This is a genomic window from Streptomyces sp. NPDC059398 (assembly GCF_042751845.1).
In the GTDB taxonomy this organism is placed as follows: Bacteria; Actinomycetota; Actinomycetes; order Streptomycetales; family Streptomycetaceae; genus Streptomyces.
In genome coordinates this window covers 38,117-54,669 of sequence record NZ_JBHYWP010000039.1, presented here as the reverse complement: position 1 = coordinate 54,669, position 16,553 = coordinate 38,117, and the positions used below count along the sequence as shown (strand labels likewise).

Annotated in this window: 15 protein-coding genes; 8 read left to right on the top strand and 7 right to left on the bottom strand. The window is 72.1% G+C overall.

Going from position 1 to position 16,553, the window contains the following annotated elements; genetic code table 11:
* Positions 1-593: NAD(P)-dependent oxidoreductase (locus tag ACFXBC_RS16525; RefSeq protein ID WP_385024115.1), on the bottom strand; the 593-nt coding region annotated here is incomplete at its 3' end.
* Positions 593-1,612: an EamA family transporter gene (locus ACFXBC_RS16520; protein WP_385024113.1), complete on the bottom strand. Its 1,020-nt coding sequence runs from the start codon at positions 1,610-1,612 to the stop codon at positions 593-595. The genes ACFXBC_RS16520 and ACFXBC_RS16525, both read right to left, overlap by 1 nt.
* 234 nt (positions 1,613-1,846) lie before the next feature.
* Here ACFXBC_RS16520 and ACFXBC_RS16515 point away from each other — a divergent pair, with 234 nt between their 5' ends.
* Positions 1,847-2,380 carry a MarR family winged helix-turn-helix transcriptional regulator gene (locus tag ACFXBC_RS16515; RefSeq protein WP_385024111.1) on the top strand — a complete coding sequence of 178 codons (534 nt, stop codon included), beginning with the start codon at positions 1,847-1,849 and terminating at the stop codon, positions 2,378-2,380.
* A 69-nt stretch (positions 2,381-2,449) separates the two neighbouring features.
* On the opposite strand, the gene ACFXBC_RS16510 is transcribed toward ACFXBC_RS16515, so the two are convergent.
* A complete protein-coding gene (locus ACFXBC_RS16510; protein ID WP_385024135.1) occupies positions 2,450-4,600 on the bottom strand; it encodes a phosphatase PAP2 family protein in 2,151 nt (716 codons plus the stop codon).
* 671 nt (positions 4,601-5,271) lie between these two features.
* Here ACFXBC_RS16510 and ACFXBC_RS16505 point away from each other — a divergent pair.
* From ACFXBC_RS16505 to ACFXBC_RS16495, 3 genes are all read left to right on the top strand, one after another.
* Complete coding sequence (locus ACFXBC_RS16505; protein WP_385024133.1) at positions 5,272-6,285, top strand: DUF2330 domain-containing protein; 1,014 nt, start codon at positions 5,272-5,274, stop codon at positions 6,283-6,285.
* Between the two features lie 160 nt (positions 6,286-6,445).
* Positions 6,446-7,132: an O-methyltransferase gene (locus ACFXBC_RS16500; protein ID WP_385024109.1), complete on the top strand. Its 687-nt coding sequence runs from the start codon at positions 6,446-6,448 to the stop codon at positions 7,130-7,132.
* A 44-nt stretch (positions 7,133-7,176) separates the two neighbouring features.
* A complete protein-coding gene (locus ACFXBC_RS16495) occupies positions 7,177-7,503 on the top strand; it encodes an antibiotic biosynthesis monooxygenase family protein (RefSeq protein ID WP_385024107.1) in 327 nt (108 codons plus the stop codon).
* Positions 7,504-7,608: 105 nt separating this feature from the next.
* On the opposite strand, the gene ACFXBC_RS16490 is transcribed toward ACFXBC_RS16495, so the two are convergent.
* Both ACFXBC_RS16490 and ACFXBC_RS16485 read right to left on the bottom strand, forming a co-directional pair.
* Positions 7,609-8,265 carry a hypothetical protein gene (locus ACFXBC_RS16490; protein WP_385024105.1) on the bottom strand — a complete coding sequence of 219 codons (657 nt, stop codon included), beginning with the start codon at positions 8,263-8,265 and terminating at the stop codon, positions 7,609-7,611.
* The gene (locus ACFXBC_RS16485; RefSeq protein ID WP_385024103.1) at positions 8,265-8,888 is read right to left on the bottom strand and encodes a hypothetical protein; all 624 of its coding nucleotides are present in this window, start codon (positions 8,886-8,888) and stop codon (positions 8,265-8,267) included. The genes ACFXBC_RS16490 and ACFXBC_RS16485 overlap by 1 nt, the downstream gene beginning before the upstream one ends.
* A gap of 101 nt (positions 8,889-8,989) precedes the next feature.
* Between ACFXBC_RS16485 and ACFXBC_RS16480 the strand changes: the two genes are divergently transcribed.
* Positions 8,990-9,466, top strand: a complete 477-nt coding sequence (locus ACFXBC_RS16480; RefSeq protein WP_385024101.1) for a GNAT family N-acetyltransferase — start codon at positions 8,990-8,992, stop codon at positions 9,464-9,466.
* Positions 9,467-9,507: 41 nt separating this feature from the next.
* On the opposite strand, the gene ACFXBC_RS16475 is transcribed toward ACFXBC_RS16480, so the two are convergent.
* Positions 9,508-11,553 (bottom strand): DHA2 family efflux MFS transporter permease subunit, encoded by a 2,046-nt coding sequence (locus ACFXBC_RS16475; RefSeq protein WP_385024099.1) that lies wholly within the window; start codon positions 11,551-11,553, stop codon positions 9,508-9,510.
* 242 nt (positions 11,554-11,795) lie between these two features.
* On the opposite strand from ACFXBC_RS16475, the gene ACFXBC_RS16470 reads away from it, so the two are divergent.
* The gene (locus ACFXBC_RS16470) at positions 11,796-12,449 is read left to right on the top strand and encodes an HAD-IA family hydrolase (protein ID WP_385024097.1); all 654 of its coding nucleotides are present in this window, start codon (positions 11,796-11,798) and stop codon (positions 12,447-12,449) included.
* A 226-nt stretch (positions 12,450-12,675) separates the two neighbouring features.
* On the opposite strand, the gene ACFXBC_RS16465 is transcribed toward ACFXBC_RS16470, so the two are convergent.
* Entirely contained in the window at positions 12,676-13,257 is a 582-nt protein-coding gene (locus ACFXBC_RS16465) for a TMEM165/GDT1 family protein (protein WP_385024095.1), read from the bottom strand.
* Between the two features lie 767 nt (positions 13,258-14,024).
* Here ACFXBC_RS16465 and ACFXBC_RS16460 point away from each other — a divergent pair.
* Together ACFXBC_RS16460 and ACFXBC_RS16455 are read left to right on the top strand one after the other, a co-directional pair.
* Positions 14,025-14,684 carry an HNH endonuclease family protein gene (locus tag ACFXBC_RS16460; RefSeq protein ID WP_385024093.1) on the top strand — a complete coding sequence of 220 codons (660 nt, stop codon included), beginning with the start codon at positions 14,025-14,027 and terminating at the stop codon, positions 14,682-14,684.
* A gap of 132 nt (positions 14,685-14,816) precedes the next feature.
* Positions 14,817-16,550 carry an alkaline phosphatase D family protein gene (locus ACFXBC_RS16455; RefSeq protein ID WP_385024091.1) on the top strand — a complete coding sequence of 578 codons (1,734 nt, stop codon included), beginning with the start codon at positions 14,817-14,819 and terminating at the stop codon, positions 16,548-16,550.
* Positions 16,551-16,553 lie beyond the last annotated feature (3 nt).

Genomic DNA, 16,553 nt, shown 5'->3' with positions numbered 1-16,553 from the left:
GCTTCTCCTCGCACCCCCCCCCCAACCCCCACCTGGTTTACGTTGGGGGGGCGGGGGGCGCCCCCCCCCTGTTGGCCGCCCCCCAGCCGGTAACGGCCGGTACGGATGCCCGGCTCCAGCAGCGCAGCCGGGCTCAGGCAGGCCCAGTCGGCTGCGGTGTCGGCACGGCACACGGCCAGTTGTTCGTCGCAGGCCAGAGCAATGGGCCGCCAGTCCGGCGGGAAGTCCGGCCCGTCGATCACGGTCGCCCCACCCGTACCGGGCACGGTCAGGCTGCCCGCGCCACCGACGACGAGCACCCGCACCCCGGCCCGCGCCGCTCCCGCCAGCACCGCGGCCGTCGCGGTGACCAGCTCGCGTTCACGGCCGACGGGCGGGCGTACGGCGCTGATCACCAGGTCCTGGCCCGCGCTCAGGGTGGCCACGTCGTCGGGGTCCCCGGCATCCCCGGTCCGTACGCGGACGGCGGCGGGAAGGGCGGTCGCGCGGGCCGGATCCCTGACGGCGGCGGTCACTTCATGGCCCCGGGACAAGGCTTCGGCCACCACTCTGCCGCCCACATTCCCGGCTGCTCCGAACACGGTGATACGCATCATTCTTCTCCACTCCGGCCGGGTCGTTCGGCCGTCGGGTCGGGGGTCGGGATGGTGGCCACGGCGTTCCGGCGAGAGGTCACGGTGTCCCGGCTGCCGGCCCCACGTCGGCCGAGCGCCACGCTCACCACCACCAGGACCAGGCCGCCGGCCTGCCAGGCCGTCATCGTCTGATCGAGCAGCAGCAGTCCGGCGAAGGTCGCGACGACCGGATTGGTCAGCCCCAGGAAGGCGACCGACGAGGCGGGCAGCCGCTCGATGCCCCGGAACCACAGGGCGTACGCGAGGGCCGTGCCGATCAGGCCGAGATAGGCGAACCCTGCGATGTTTCTGCCGGTCAGCGCGGGCGGCACACCTTCAAAGGCCAGGGCCAGAGGGGCCAGCACCAGGCCGCCCGCGGTGAGTTGCCATCCGGTCAGGGCCAGCAACGAAATCCCTTCGGGCCGCCCCCAGAGCTTCGCGAGCAGCACGGCCAGCGCCATGAGAGCGGTGGCGGCCAGCATCGCGCCGATGCCGAGCGGATCCACGCGGGCCGAGCCGCGCAGGACGAGCAGGGCCACTCCGACCACCCCCACCACGCCCGCAAGCAGGGTCCCACCGATGGGCCGGACGCGCAGCACGAAGAAGCCCAGGACGGCCACGAGCAGCGGCAGTACCGCGCTGACCGTGCTGGCCACACCGCCCGGCAACCGGTAGGCACCGAGGAAGAGCAGCGGGAAGAAGGCGCCGAAGTTGAGCAGGCCCAGAACGGCGGACCTCCACCACCACACCCCGCTGGGCAACCGCCGGGTGACGGCCAGCAGGACCAGCCCGGCAGGCAGCGCCCGCAGGGCCGCCAGTAGCAACGGCCGGTCGGGAGGCAGCAGTTCGGTGGTCGTGACATAGGTGGTGCCCCAGGTGAGCGGACCCAGGGCGGCGAGCGCCGCGGTCAGAGCGGCTCCGCCGCGGGTGCGGCGGGGCGCCGACGCCCCTGGAGCGGCCCCGGGAGCGGGCACCGTGGCCGGTGCGGTGAAAGACATGAATCCCCCTTGGCGTTGACCACCACCTCAGGGCATTTACCTCAAGGTTGATAATCTCAACGTTGAGGTAAATATGGCTGAGCAGTCTACGGGCGTCAAGTACTTCAACGTTGAGAGATACTGGGGGGGCGCAAGGACACCAGAGGCCCCGAGTACCGAAGCGCCAAGGCTCCCGAGGCCCCACAAGGCCGCGTGAGGTGCAGGAGACACGAGAGACACAGGAGCGTGCGCGTGATGGCAGCACCGGGGAACAGCGAGGAGCACCCCACCGACGCCGTCGACATGATCGCGGCCCAGTGGCACCGCGAGCGGGCCGACCTCGGCCACCTCGACGCGATGGCCCTGGTTGGCCGCATCACTCGCGCGAGCGGCCTTCTGCAGAAGAGGATGAAGCCGGTCTTCACTCAATTCGGCTTGGAGTTCGGCGAGTTCGATGTCCTGGCCACGCTGCGTCGGGCAGGTGCACCCTATGAGCTGACGGCCGGGGGGCTGCTGCGCTCCGCGATGGTCACCTCAGGGGCGATCACCAACCGGCTCGACCGCCTGGAGAAGAAGGGGCTGATCACCCGGGGCGCCCACCCCACCGACCGGCGTGCGGTCAACGTACGGCTCACCGCCGAGGGGCTCGGCCTGGTGGACGCCGCGGTCGTGGCGCATGTCGAGAACGAGGCCCGGATGCTGTCCGGCCTCACCGCGGCCGAGCGGACCGCCCTCGGCACCGGGCTGCGCAAGCTGCTCGTCTCGCTGGGAGACACCGAACTGGGCTGACCGGCCCGGCCGGTGGGCGGGGACCGCCCCGGCGGGGACGGGGCAGGCGGTGTACGAGCCCCGTCCCCGTCAGCCGGCGCCCGCGGCCTCGGGCTCCGGTTCGGGGTCCGAGGAGGGGGGCCCGGGCTTCGGCTGCTGCCCCGGCTTCCGGTCCGGTTCGGGCTTCGGCTGCTGCTCGGCCTCCGGCTCCGGCCGGGCGGCGGGTCGGGCGGCGTCGGGCCCGTTCGCGTCCGTCGCGGTGCCCTTCGCCGTTGCGGCGTCGCCCGCCGTCCCGTCCCCCGCCGGAGCACCGGGCGCCAGGGCGTCCGCCGCCAGGGCGTCCGCCGCCAGGGCATCGGGCGCCAGCAGGGTGCGCGGCCCGGCCAGCAGATAGGTGAGCCCGAAGCCGAGTGCCACCACCGTGGCGCCGCCGATCGCGTCGAGCACCCAGTGGTTGGCGGTGGCGATGATCGCGCTGACCGTGAAGGCCGGGTGCAGCAGCGCGAGCGCCTTCATCCAGCGCTTCGGGACCAGCACGGCCACCGTGACACCGCACCACAGCGCCCAGCCGAAGTGCAGCGAGGGCATCGCCGCGTACTGGTTGGTCATCGCGGTCATCGCCCCGTAGTCCGGGTGCGCCAGGTCCTGCGCCCCGTGGACCGAGTCGATGAAGCCGAGGCCCGGCATCAGCCGGGGCGGTGCCAGCGGGAAGAAGTAGAAGCCCACCAGGCCGAGCAGGGTCGCGAACGAGAGCGACGTACGCGCCCAGCGGTAGTCGCTGGGCCGCCGGACGTACAGCACGGCGAGGATCGCCAGCGGCACCACGAAGTGGAACGACTCGTAGTAGAAGTTGAAGAACGATTCGAGCCAGTGGACCTTCACCACCGCGTGGTTGGCCCAGTGCTCGATGTTGACGTGCAGGGCCTTCTCGATCGAGACGACCGTACGGCCGTGCGCCTCAGCGGTGGACCGGCCGCCGGTCGCGGCGGCCCGGATGTGCGAGTACACCGAGTAGCCGACCCGGATCGCCAGGAGTTCGAGCAGCAGATTGGGGCGGGTCAGCACCCGCCGCCAGAACGGCAGCAGCGGTACCCGGCTCCAGCGCGCCGGGACGGGCGTGGCGTACACGGTGGGCTCGGGCGCCTCCCAGCCGGGCGCGGTACGGCCGAGGAACGGCACGGCACAGGCGGCAGCCAGCGCGGTCAGCAGCACCGCGTTGTCCCGTACCGGGTAGAGCGCCGCCATGTTGGGCAGCAGCATCGTGCCGGGCAGCGTGCTCACCAGCACGACCACGGCGGGCCAGACCATCCGGTCCGCGACGCGCCGGCCGACCCGGCCGACGACCGCGAGCAGCACCCACAGCAGCTGGTGCTGCCAGGCGGTCGGCGAGACCGCGACCGCGGCGCAGCCGGTCACCGCGACGGCGAGCAGCAGCTGTCCGTCCTTCGCGTACCCCACGGCGCGGCGCAGCGCGAGCACCGAGACGGCCACGGCGAGCACCAGGAAGACCACGATCTCCAGCGGGCCGTGCAGCCCGAGGCGCAGCAGTGCGCCGTGCATGGACTGGTTGGCGAGCCCGTCCGGGTGCGAGCCGAGTCCGGCCCCCGCCACATGGTGGATCCAGTACGTCCAGGAGTCACGCGCCATCAGGGCCCAGGCGAGTGCGGTGCAGACGGCGAAGGCGGCGGTGGCGGAGAGCGCGGCGCGGCGGCGGCCGGTCAGCCAGAGCAGCGGCACGAAGAGCAGCACGGTGGGCTGGAGCGCGGCCCCGAGCCCGATGAGCACGCCCGAGCCGCGTTCGTCCCGTACGGCGAAGCACCCCAGCAGAACGAGCAGCACCGGGATGATGCTGGTCTGGCCGAGGTGGAAGGCGTTGCGCACCGGCAGCGAGAGCATCAGCAGGCTGATCGCGAGCGGGGCGGCGACCAGCGACGTACGCCGGGAGACCTCACCCGGCAGCGCGCGTGCCGCGACCATGCCGAGGATGACGACGAGCAGCAGCGAGCCGAAGGTCCAGGCGACACCGAGGCTCTGCTCGGCGGAGCGGGTCAGCGGTTTCAGTACGAGGCCGGCGAAGGGCGTACCGGTGAACTTGCCGGTCGCGTAGAGCGGGCCCCCGATGTGCAGCACACCGTCGGCGCCCGTCCAGGTCTCCAGGTCGGTGAGGCGTCTGCTGGGCGGCAACCGCAGTATGGCCGCCACCTGCCGGACCGCCAGTGCCGCGACGACCAGCCAAAGCACCGCCCGTGCCCGCTCGATTCCCACGCCTGCGCCCACCGCAGTCCGCGCCCCGCTGTGCCCGTCATTCGCCACGCCGCGCCGGCCCTCCACCCGTCCTCGTCGCCGGAAATACCCGGTCCCTCTGTCTGATAGAGACTCGCACTGCTCCGGGGTAGGGACGCAGGCAACCCCCTGTTCACCTGACCAGGCCCATACGGTTCCGGCCAAGGGTCGCGGTGAGGACGACCGTTGGGCGGGTACGGAGACACCGCCACCGGGGGCGCTCCCCCGGGCGGCCGGTGCCCGGTCCCCGGGGCCTGTCCGTCCGGGCCATTCAAGCACTGCCCGCGCCCGCCCGCAGGCCGCTCCGGTCCGTGGACCCCGCGCCCACGGGCCCGGCAGGGGGTAACGGACCCGCATACGGGGTTGACCGGAACCGACCTCATCCGCAGGCCGTCTGTGCTCGTGCCGGACGGTGCGGGAGCGCGCGGTCCGGCAGCGCGCGGCAGCGGTCCGGCAGCGGGCGGCAGCGGGACGACGGGGAGAGGCCACGGGGAATGCGGGGGCTACGGGTGCGGGGGCTACGGCTGTACGGGACACGGCTGGGCGGGATACCGGTGCCGGGAGCACGGGGGCGGAGCAGGGCCCTGGTCGTCGTGCTCGCGCTGCTGGCGGTGCAGTTGGGTTCGCTGATGGCACCGGCGTACGCCTGCGGATGCGGTGCGCTGGTGCACGACCCGGCGACCCGGCTGGCGGTGGACCGGGAGACGTCGGCGGTCCGCTGGGACGGCCACAGCGAGCAGATCGTGATGAGCCTGACCGTCACCGGGAACACGGCGCGGGCCGCCTGGATCATGCCGGTACCGCACCGGTCGACGGTGACGCTCGGCGACAACGCGCTCTTCGACGCGCTGGATTCGGTCACCGCACCGGTGCACAGGACCCGCGACCACTTCTGGCCGCGCGGCGGCGACTGGCCGTTCGGCTCGCCGTCGGACGACGCCGGCACGTCCGCCGCCCCGAACCCGGGCGCCCCCGCTGTCGGTGTCGTCGGCCGGGAGCGGCTGGGGCCCTTCGATGTCGCCCGGCTGACGGCCAACGACCCCGGGGCGCTGGACCGCTGGCTCCGGCGCAACGGCTTCCGGCTGCCCGGCGGGATGGCGGACGACCTCAAGCCGTACACCGACCGGAAGTGGGAGTACGTGGCGGTGCGGCTGGCCCCCGGCCGCAAGGGCGGCACGCTCGCGGGCGTCCTCGATCCACTGCGGCTGAGCTTCGCCAGCGACCGGCTGGTCTATCCGATGCGGCTCTCCCGGCGTGCGAAGAACCCCCAGACGCTGGGTCTGTACATACTGGCCGCGCACCGGATGGAGCCACGGGGGACCATCGGCGGGCTGACGCCCGATGTGACGTACGCCGGAGAAGTCCCTTCCACCGGCGCGCTGGGCCGCTTCGCGGCCGGGGAACGGTATCTGACCGCGCTGGAGCAGAGCTTCCCCGTCCCCTCACGTATCGACGGGGACCATGAGCTGCGGCGCGCCGCCTCCGACCGGCCCTACCAGCGGGTGGTCCACGAGGAGAGGCTGCTGACCGTGGGCGGGGTGCTGGTGGCGCTCGTAGCGGCGCTGCTCCTCGTGGTGCTGGTCCGGCGCCGGCGCCCGCTGGTGCCCCCGCGACCGGTGCACGTGCCGCCGCCGCTCCGCTGATCCGCCTCCGCTGATCCGCCGCTCCGCTGATCCGCCCGGACGTACGGGACCTCCCGGACGTGCGGGCGACCCGCCGGAGGCGGACGCGAGGCCCCGGGGTAGATTGACGTCAGTTCCCAGAGGGAACTCAGGTTTCCGCGGACCCGTGGGAGGAAAATCCATGCCCGAGAGCCAGCACCAGGCGCAGGACCGGTGGACCGAGGTCGACCAGTACTTCACCGACCATCTGGTCCCTGCCGACGACGCCCTGGAGGCCGCTCTGGCCGCGAGCGACGCCGCCGGTCTCATCCCGATGAACGTCGCCCCGAACCAGGGCAAGCTGCTGCATCTGCTGGCCCGCGTCCAGGGCGCGCGTACCGTACTCGAACTGGGCACGCTCGGCGGCTACAGCACCATCTGGCTGGCCAGGGCGCTGCCGTCGGACGGCCGCCTCATCTCGCTTGAGGCGGACCCGGCAGCGGCCGATGTGGCCCGTGCCAATCTGGCGCGCGCCGGGCTCGCCTCCGTCGCCGAGGTCAGGACAGGCGCGGCCCTCGACACCCTCCCGAAGCTGGCAGCCGAGGGCGCAGGCCCCTTCGACCTGGTCTTCATCGACGCCGACAAGCCGAACAACCCGCACTATCTGGAGTGGGCCCTGAAGCTGACCCGGCCGGGCAGCCTGATCATCGGGGACAACGTGGTGCGCGACGGCGCGGTCGTCGACCCGGCCAGCACCGACCCGCGCGTCCAGGGCACCCGGGCCATGATCGAGATGATCGCCGAGCACCCGAAGCTCAGCGCGACCGCGCTCCAGACGGTCGGCAGCAAGGGGTACGACGGCTTCGTCCTGGCCCGGGTACTCGACTGACCCGGCCGCCACCGACGGGCGGCCGGTACGGCAGGATGGGCGATATGAGCATCGTGAAGATCAATGTCCTGACCGTGCCCGACGAGCAGCGCGAGGTTCTGGAGAAGCGGTTCGCGTCGCGCGCGGGCTCCGTGGAGAACTCCGACGGCTTCGAGTGGTTCGAGCTGCTGCGCCCGGTCGAGGGGACCGACCAGTACCTCGTCTACACCCGCTGGGCGACCGAGGCCGACTTCGAGAAGTGGATGGCGACGTCCATGCGCGGCGCCCATGCGGGCGGCGGAGAAGGCGGCGAGCGTCCCAGGCCCGCCGCCTCCGGCTCTTCGCTGTGGTCCTTCGAGGTCGTCCAGCAGGCCGCCCCGAAGAACGGCTGAGCGACCGCTGCCGAACGGGGCTGCCGGTCGTAGCTGCTGAACAGAGCCGCTGGACAGGGCTACTCGCCGGAGCCACTGGCCAAGGCTGCCGGCCAGAGCCACTGGTCAGAGCTCCAGCAGGCGCTCCGTGACCTCGCGGTAGGTACGGAGCGCCTGCCGCAGCTCCTCCGTACCGGCCTGCCCGCCCTCACCGTGCCAGGACAGCCGCAGGCTGTTGGACCGCTCGGTGAGGAGGGCGGTCACCGGGGCGACCGTCTCGCCGAGGACGCGGTCGGCCTCTTCGACCGCCGCCCTCGGCTCATCGACGAAACCGCTGACCGCTCCCTGGAGACGCCGCTCCAGCCTTTCGCGTTCACCGGCGGACAGCAGTGCGTCGTCCACCGCGCCCGTGTCGGCCGGGCCGGCACCCACCGGGCCGGGTGCGGCGGAACCGGGTGCGGCAGGGGCTGCGGACGTCCGGTCGGGGCCAGAGGTGTGCCGGCTCGCCTCCTCGGCCTCGAAGCCGCTGCCCCGTACATCGGCGGCGGGACCGGGGCCGGCCTCCGCGACGGAGTCCCGCACCGGCGCGGCCCCGTGCGCGCCCGCCGTGCCTGCTTCGAACCCGTCACCGCGCGCGTCCGGGACCCGCGCGCCGGTCACGCGCGGGTCCGAACCCGCCCCGTGGCCAGGCGTGTTGCCGGCCCCTTCAGGGGTGTTCCCGACCACAGGGTCCTGGACGCCTGCCGTCGGATCCGGCACCTTCCGCTCCTGTTCGTACGCCATTACGCGCCCTCTCCCTTCGCCTGGTGCCGCGTCGGCAGCACCTTCCGGCGGGCATTGGCCGGTTCGGGCCTGCGGTCCGGGTCGTGGTCCCGTACGGCCACCAGCTCACCGAAGAGTCCGCGCGCCTCCAGAAGTGCGGCCCTGAGGTCCTCGGTGCCCGCGCCGCTCTCCGCCTGCGCCGAACTGTGCAGCATGCGGTATCCGTTGACATGGTGCGGATGGTGCACCGACAGCGCGTCGACATGGTTCTCGTGGTCCTCCGGAGCCGGGAAGCCCCGCTCCTGGGCCAGCGCGCCGACCAGTTGCACGGCTCCGGCGACCGCCTGCTGCGGTGCGTCCACGAACTGCTCCTGGAGCCCGGTCCACCGGGACACATACCGTTCACGCGTCTCGGGTGTCAGCGGGCGCGTCTCCAGCGAGCCGTACCGCTTCATCCGCTCGCCGAGTTCCGCATGGGTGGCCTTGGTGTCCCCGCCGTGGCGGGCCAGTACCCGGTCGTACTCGGGACCGAAGCGCTGCCGCAGACTGCCGCGGCGGGGCCCCCTGCCGGGTGCGAAGTACAGAAACGCGGCGACAACGGCGACGAACACCACGATCACTGCGACGATCAGGACTGTGGGCATGAGTACCTTCCTCCTCGCGGACGGGGTGCCTATTTCGTACGCCGTTCGAGTGTCCCGGAATCCGGGTGCCAAACGAGGGCGCCACAGCCACACTTGCTCCGGTGACCTGGACCGTGGCCCCCGAGCCCTTCGACACACCTGACGCATACGCGCTGCGCCGCTCCTACTACGACGAGGTGGCCAGCCGTTACTGGCAGCGGCCCGCCACCGGGCAGGAGATCGACGACGGCCTCGCGGACGACGGTGTGGAACAACTGGCTTTTCCCACCGGGGAGTTCCTGGTCGGGCGGCACGAGGGCAGGCCCGCTTCCTGCGGCGGGGTGCTGCTGCTCGGGCCGGCGACCGCCGAGCTCACCCGGGTGTACACCCGCCCCGGGCAGCGCGGCACCGGCGGCGGCAAGATCCTGATCACCGCCCTGGAGGACGCGGCCCGGCGGCTCGGGGCGGCGAAGATGGTGCTGAACACCCGCCTGGACCTCGTCGAGGCGCGCGGGCTCTATGTGCGCCAGGGCTACCGGGAGATACCGGCGTACACAACCGGCCCCTACATGGAAATCTGGTACGGCAAGGATCTGTGACGGCCGGCGGGGACCGGAGGTTTCCCGCGGAGCCGGTGGTGTCACACCGCCCGGTGCTCGTGCTCGTGCTCGCGCGGCCATTCGGCGTCCGAGCCGCACAGCTCACCGTTCAGCTCCTCGACCAGGACGACCAGATCGGTGGGGCGTTCGGGCCCCCACCAGTCACCGAGCAGTTCGGCCAGGGAGTCCTCGCGGGCCTTGGCGAGCCGGGCGGCGGCGTTCACGCCCGGCTCGGTCAGCGCGAGCTCCACCCCTTCGCGTACGGCGAGACCGCGCTCCTCGGCCTGCCGGGCCGCCTCGGTGACGGCACGCAGCGGGACCGGCGTCATCTCGGCCAGCTGGGCCGGTTCGACCAGACCGTGGCGTTTGATGCGCAGCAGCAGCCAGCTGGTGGCCGGGAGCAGGTCGTAGCCGGCCTTCGCGGTGATCGTCTCGTAGATCTCGCGGCGTCCCTCCCGGCTGCCGAGCACCGAGAGCGCCCGCATCACCTCGTCGTACGAGGACCGCTGGACCGGGTTGGAGGCGAGCGTCTCGGACACTTCCGGGGTGGTGACCGAGCCGCGCAGCTTGTCCTCCCTGAGGAACCAGGCGACGACGAACGCCAGGAGCACCACCGGGACCGCGTACAGGAAGACGTCGGTGATGGACGAGGCGTACGCGTGCAGCACCCTCGGGCGCAGCCCCGGCGGGAGCGAGGCGATGGCGCGCGGGTCGGCCTGGAGGCGGCCCGCGCTCACCCCGGGCGGCAGCGGGAGTCCGGCCAGGGCGTCGCTGAGTTTTCCGCGCAGCCGGGTGGTGAAGATGGTGCCGAAGATGGCCACGCCGAAGGAGGCGCCGATGGAGCGGAAGAAGGTCGCGCCCGAGGTGGCGACGCCCAGGTCCTGGTAGCTCACCGCGTTCTGTACGGCGAGGACGAGGACCTGCATGACCAGCCCGAGCCCCACGCCGAACACGAAGAACGCGGCGCTCATCGACCAGGTGGAGCTGTGCTCGGTCAGCCGGTGCAGCAGCGCGAGACCGATGGCGGTGATGCCGGTCCCGGCGATCGGGAAGACCTTCCAGCGGCCGGTGCGGCTGACGATCTGGCCGGACGCGGTCGACGCGAGCAGCAGTCCGAGGACCATCGGCAGCATATGCACACCGGACAGGGTCGGTGAGACGCCCTGGACGACCTGGAGGAAGGTCGGCAGATAGGTCATCGCGCCGAACATCGAGAAGCCGACGATGAAGCTGATGAGCGAGCAGAGGACGAAGGTCCTGATCCGGAAGAGCTTCAGCGGCAGTACGGGTTCGGCGGCCCGCCGTTCGACGTACACGAACGCGGCGAGCAGGACGACGGCGAGCACCGCAAGGCCGATGACCGGCGCCGAGGCCCAGGCCCAGGTGGAGCCGCCGAGCGAGGCCACGAGCACCAGACAGGTGGCGACGGACGCGATGAGGAACGTACCGAGGTAGTCGATGGTGTGTTTCGCCGAGCGGACCGGGATGTGCAGCACGGCGGCGATGACACCGAGCGCGATCACGCCGATGGGGAGGTTGACGTAGAACACCCAGCGCCAGCTGAGGTGTTCGGTGAAGACCCCGCCGAGCAGCGGTCCCAGGACGCTCGTCGCACCGAAGACGGCACCGAAAAGACCCTGGTACTTGCCGCGTTCGCGGGGCGGGACGATATCGCCGACGATCGCCATCGAGAGCACCATCAGACCGCCGCCGCCGAGCCCCTGGAGGGCGCGGAAGCCGATGAGCTGCGGCATGCTCTGGGCGACCCCGCAGAGGACCGAGCCGACCAGGAAGATGACGATGGCCGTCTGGAAGAGCTTCTTGCGGCCGTACTGGTCGCCGAGCTTTCCCCAGAGCGGCGTGGCGGCGGTCGATGCCAGCAGGTACGCCGTGACCACCCAGGACAGATGCTCCATACCGCCGAGGTCGCTGACGATCGTGGGGAGCGCGGTGGAGACGATCGTCTGGTCGAGGGCGGCGAGGAGCATTCCGAGCAGCAGGGCGCCGATCGCCACGAGGACGGACCGCTGGGGTTGCCCGCCGGCCGCCACCGGCGCCGCCGGGGGTGCCGGGGTTTCCTGAGCCATGCCTCCCATCCTGGTGCTGTGCCATGGTCGCCGCGAGTTCAAGGGGGCGGCCGTGGTGAAGCGGGGCCGTGGCGTGTGTCCGAAGGGACCCGGACGGTTGCCGGGTCGCCGGGGTGTGACCAGGACGGGTGGCGCGGAGCCCGCATTGTTTTGTACCCTGACGAAACAAAGTGGTTCCGCCCGTACTCCCTGACCGGCGGGCGGGACCGCCTTGTTCCTGCTCCCGCACCTCTGGAGTCCTGATGACCACCCTGCCCGCACGCGCCCTGCTCCTCGACATGGACGGGACGCTGGTGAACTCGGACGCCGTGGTCGAGCGCATCTGGCACCGCTGGGCCGTCGATCACGGCCTGGACCCGCATGAGGCGCTCAAGGTGGTGCACGGCCGCCAGGGGTACGCGACGATGGCCATCCTGCTCCCGGAGCGCCCCGTCGAGGAGAACTACGCCGACAACCGCGCGATGCTCGCCCTGGAGACCGCCGACACCGAGGGCGTCGTCCCGGTCCCCGGCGCACCGGCCTTCCTGGCCTCCCTGGCCGGCCTGCCGCACGCCCTGGTCACATCGGCCGACGCGGCGCTCGCACGGGCCCGGATGACGGCGGCGGGTCTGCCGATGCCGGAGACCCGGATCACCGCGGAGAACGTCGGCGCCAGCAAGCCGGACCCGGAGGGCTTCCTCAAGGGCGCCGCAGGACTGGGCTTCGGCCCCGACGAGTGCATCGTCTTCGAGGACTCGGGGGCGGGTATCGCCGCAGGACAGGCCGCGGGGATGCGGGTGGTGGGGGTGGGCCCGCGCGCCGCCGCCCACCGGCCGACCGTCCAGGTGCCCGACCTGACGTGGATCCGGGTGGAGACGGCGGACGACGGCACCCTGCTGGTCCACACCACGGCCTGAGCCTCCCCGGGTGGGGCCGCACAGTCCGGGCCTCCGGGCGGCACAGCACGGGCCGCACACTCCGGGCCGCACAGCCTGGGTCGCACAGTCCGGGCCGCGCACCCCGGGCCGCACGGCCTCCGCACACTCCGGGCCCCGCGCGGGCGAAGCCGTTACGCTCCGGATCCGGCCCGCGGCGGCCGCATGCCCCGGGTCCGGCCCGCGACAGCCGCGTACGGCTCCGGGCTCAGCCCGCGGCCGCCTCGTACAGGCTGAACCCCGCGAGCACCACCATCAGCGCGGCCGCGATCTTCGTGATCAGCCGCAGCGGCACATGGTTCATCAGCTTGCGGCCGCCGAGGATCCCCAGGCCGCCCACGGCCCAGAGCGCAAGCACCGCGCCGATGCCCACCGAGACCGGGCTGTCGTAGCGCGCCGCCAGGTTGGCCGTCATGATCTGGGTCAGATCACCGAACTCGGCGACGAGAATCAGCATGAAACCGGCTCCCGCCACCTTCCAGAAGCTCTGGTCGGCGGGGGCCTTCACCTCTTCCTCCTCCTCGTCCTTCTTGAAGAGCAGCATCGCCGCGCCCGCCAGGAAGAGCGCGCCGACGATCGCCTGGAGCAGCCGGTGCGGAATCAGGGTCAGCACGCTGCCCGCGGCGATGGCGAGTACGACATGGACGGCGAAGGCCGCCGCGACCCCCACGAAGACGTACGAGGCCCGGTAGCGGGTACCCAGCATCAGACCGGCGAGAGCGGTCTTGTCGGGGAGTTCGGCGAGAAAGACCACGCCGAAGGTGATCGCCAGGATCGTGAAGCTGATCACGGGTTGATTCCTTCATCGGTTCGGGCTGACCGCACCGGGAGGACCTGACTCAAGGAGAAAAGGGGTCTCTTCGGCACGGCAGCGTCTATCAGGACACTGCTGCCGAAGGTCTCGCTGGCGGGTCCCCGAGAAGTCTTCGAGAAGACTCCTGGAAGATCCGCCTCCGGGCGCCGGCCGGACCGAGGTCCGGCAGTATGTCGACGTTCCGGCGAAGAGCTACTCCCCTTCTGCGCCCCCAAGGTTACGGCACAGGCCGGCGGCCGGAACACCCGAGCGCCCGGCGCACTCCCCACACCATGGGGCACCGCCTCCCCCGCCCCGGGCCCCGGCTTCCGGGATTCCGCTCCGCCCAGCCATGGGCCTCCACTCCCCCGCCCCGCCCGCACCAGTAGCCACACATCCCGGACAAAAGCCACGTTCGGGCGACACCACGGCCAAAAGTGCGACAACCGCCACCGGAACCCTCACGCGCGGCCCAGCAGCGCGGACCCCGCCACCGCGACCCCATCCGCCGGGGCCGTCCGCCGGGGCCCGCGACCAGCGGAAGCACGCCCCGGGACGAGCCGGGAGGCGGACCGGGCGGCGACGGAGGAGACCAACCGCACACCCGTACGGAAAATCTGTCGGCGCGTCAAACATCGACAGCCCTCTTGATGTGACGTGCCCATGTCGCCAGGCTGTTACCCGGCGCCCACCCCACGGCAATCCGGCGCCACCACGATGGCTGAGCCGGATCGGCAAAGCCCCTCCACCCCACGGGAGTTCGTATGTCAGGTGTCTCAGGTTCCTCAGGTGTCTACGCGCGTCGAATAGCGGTACTCACCGCGACCGCGGGAATCACCCTCGCCGGTCTCGTCACCGCCCCCTCCGCCCAGGCCGCCCTGCCCACTCCGGTGAGCGCGGCCACCGCGCGGACCTATCTCAGCTCCCTCACCGTCGCGGCCGAAGGCTCGTCCAGCGGCTACAGCCGGGACAAGTTCCCGCACTGGATCACCCAGTCCGGCGCCTGCGACACCCGCGAAGTCGTGCTCAAGCGCGACGGCACGAATGTCGTCCAGAGCTCCACCTGCGCCGCCACCAGCGGCAGTTGGTACTCCGAGTACGACGGCGCGACCTGGACCGCGTCGTCCGACGTGGACATCGACCACATGGTCCCGCTCGCCGAGGCGTGGCGTTCGGGAGCCAGCGGCTGGACCACCGCACAGCGGCAGGCGTACGCCAACGACCTGACCCGGCCTCAGCTCATCGCGGTCACGGACAACGTCAACCAGTCCAAGGGCGACAAGGACCCGGCCGAGTGGCTGCCTCCGCGCGCCGCCTACAAGTGCACCTACGTACGGGCCTGGGTGGAGGTGAAGCACTACTACAAGCTCACGGTGGACTCGGCGGAGAAGACAGCACTCCAGGGCGTCCTGAACGGCTGCTGAGCGGCCGCACGGAGACCAGCCCACGCAGTCCGGCCACTGGCCGGGCCCCACCCCCGGCCACGGGCCGGACCGGGAACCCGGCCATGATCCTTCGTCGTTCCGTACCGTACGGGGCGACGAAGGAGGGCATTCATGGCCGGGCTGCGCCTGGGACCACTGCTGAGGTATGTCGACTGGGACCGCGGGGACGCGGCGACCGTCTGGGTCGAGACCGACCGGCCCTGTACGGCCGAGGTCCGGTGTCCGGACGGCGCGAGCGGCGAGTCCCGTACGTTCCTGATCGCCGGGCACCACTACGCACTCATACCGGTGACCGGACTCACGCCGGGGACGGAGACCCCGTACGCGATACGGCTGGACGGCGAGCAGGTGTGGCCGCCGCCGGACTCACGTTTCCCGCCGAGCACCATCCGTACCCCCGACCCCGCGGCGGAGCCGGACGGCCCGGACGGCCCCGCGGGCGTGCGGGTCACCTTCGGGTCCTGCCGCTGGGCGGCCCCCGCCCACGGCGAGCCCGATCCGGTGGGGCCCGACGCGCTGGACACCCTCGCGGCCTCGCTGGCCGCCGGGCCCTTGGACGACCGGCCCGACGTCCTGCTGCTCCTCGGCGACCAGGTGTACGCGGACGAGGTGTCGGACGACACCCGCGACTGGCTGGCCACCCGCCGCGATCTGCGCCGGGCGCCGGGCGCCGAGGTCGCGGACTACGAGGAGTACACCCGCCTCTACTACGAGTCCTGGCTCGATCCCGAGGTGCGCTGGCTGCTCTCCACCGTGCCCAGCTGCATGATCTTCGACGATCACGATGTCATCGACGACTGGAACACCAGCGCGGCCTGGCAGCAGGAGATCCGCGCCACGGACTGGTGGGAGGAGCGGATCCTCAGCGGGCTGATGTCGTACTGGGTCCACCAGCACCTCGGCAATCTCTCCCCCGCCGAGCTGGCGGCCGACGAGCTGTACGCGGAGGTGCGCTCGGCGCGGGACGGGACCGAGACGCTGCGGAGGTTCGCCGCCGCGGCCGACGCCGACCACGCCTTCACCCGCTGGAGCTACCGCCGCGACTTCGGCCGCACCCGGCTGCTGATGGTCGACTCACGCGCCGCGCGCGTCCTGGACGAACAGCACCGCGCCATGCTCGACCCCGCGGAGTCCCAGTGGCTGCACGACCAGCTGCGGGACACCCCCGGCTCCTACGACCACCTCCTGATCGGGACGTCGCTCCCCTGGCTGCTGCCCCCGCTGATACATGACGCGGAGAGCTGGGACGCGGCGCTCTGCGCCGGGGTGCGCGGACCTCGCTGGGCGCGGTTCGGCGAGAAGCTGCGCAGGACGGCGGACCTGGAGCACTGGGCCGCCTTCCCGGACTCCTTCGGCGAGTTGACCCGGCTGATCGCCGACGCGGGCACGGGCGAAGGGGCGCCCGCGACGATCTGCGTACTGTCCGGCGACGTCCATCACGCGTACGTCGCCGAGCCGCGCTGGCCCGACGGAACGGAGCAGCCGGGGACACCGCCGGGACAGCGGCCGTCCGGGCCGCGGCCGGGACCGGCACCGGACTCCCTGGTGCTGCAGCTGACCTGCTCCCCCGTGCACAACAGCGTTCCCGCGTACGTCCGTTTCGGCTTCCGGTTCGGCTGGAGCCGTACGGGAAGGGCGCTCGGCCGGGCCCTGCGCAGCCACGGGCGGCTGGCGGATCCGCCGGTCGGCTGGCGGAAGGACGGCGGCGGCCCCTGGTTCGGGAACCAGCTGATGACCCTCGATCTGCGCGGCCGGTACTCCAGGCTGCGCATGGTGCAGACGCGGCGCGACGGGGAGGGCGGCCGGCTGGAGACCGTACTGGACCGTGAGTTGACGCGGGACTGACAA

Excerpts from the sequence above, each read along its gene's own strand:
- ACFXBC_RS16520 (WP_385024113.1), bottom strand. The coding sequence starts at position 1,612 with ATGTCTTTCACCGCACCGGCCACGGTGCCCGCTCCCGGGGCCGCTCCA.
- ACFXBC_RS16515 (WP_385024111.1), top strand. The coding sequence starts at position 1,847 with ATGGCAGCACCGGGGAACAGCGAGGAGCACCCCACCGACGCCGTCGAC.
- ACFXBC_RS16505 (WP_385024133.1), top strand. The coding sequence starts at position 5,272 with ATGGCACCGGCGTACGCCTGCGGATGCGGTGCGCTGGTGCACGACCCG.
- ACFXBC_RS16500 (WP_385024109.1), top strand. The coding sequence starts at position 6,446 with ATGCCCGAGAGCCAGCACCAGGCGCAGGACCGGTGGACCGAGGTCGAC.
- ACFXBC_RS16495 (WP_385024107.1), top strand. The coding sequence starts at position 7,177 with ATGAGCATCGTGAAGATCAATGTCCTGACCGTGCCCGACGAGCAGCGC.
- ACFXBC_RS16490 (WP_385024105.1), bottom strand. The coding sequence starts at position 8,265 with ATGGCGTACGAACAGGAGCGGAAGGTGCCGGATCCGACGGCAGGCGTC.
- ACFXBC_RS16485 (WP_385024103.1), bottom strand. The coding sequence starts at position 8,888 with ATGCCCACAGTCCTGATCGTCGCAGTGATCGTGGTGTTCGTCGCCGTT.
- ACFXBC_RS16475 (WP_385024099.1), bottom strand. The coding sequence starts at position 11,553 with ATGGCTCAGGAAACCCCGGCACCCCCGGCGGCGCCGGTGGCGGCCGGC.
- ACFXBC_RS16470 (WP_385024097.1), top strand. The coding sequence starts at position 11,796 with ATGACCACCCTGCCCGCACGCGCCCTGCTCCTCGACATGGACGGGACG.
- ACFXBC_RS16460 (WP_385024093.1), top strand. The coding sequence starts at position 14,025 with ATGTCAGGTGTCTCAGGTTCCTCAGGTGTCTACGCGCGTCGAATAGCG.
- ACFXBC_RS16455 (WP_385024091.1), top strand. The coding sequence starts at position 14,817 with ATGGCCGGGCTGCGCCTGGGACCACTGCTGAGGTATGTCGACTGGGAC.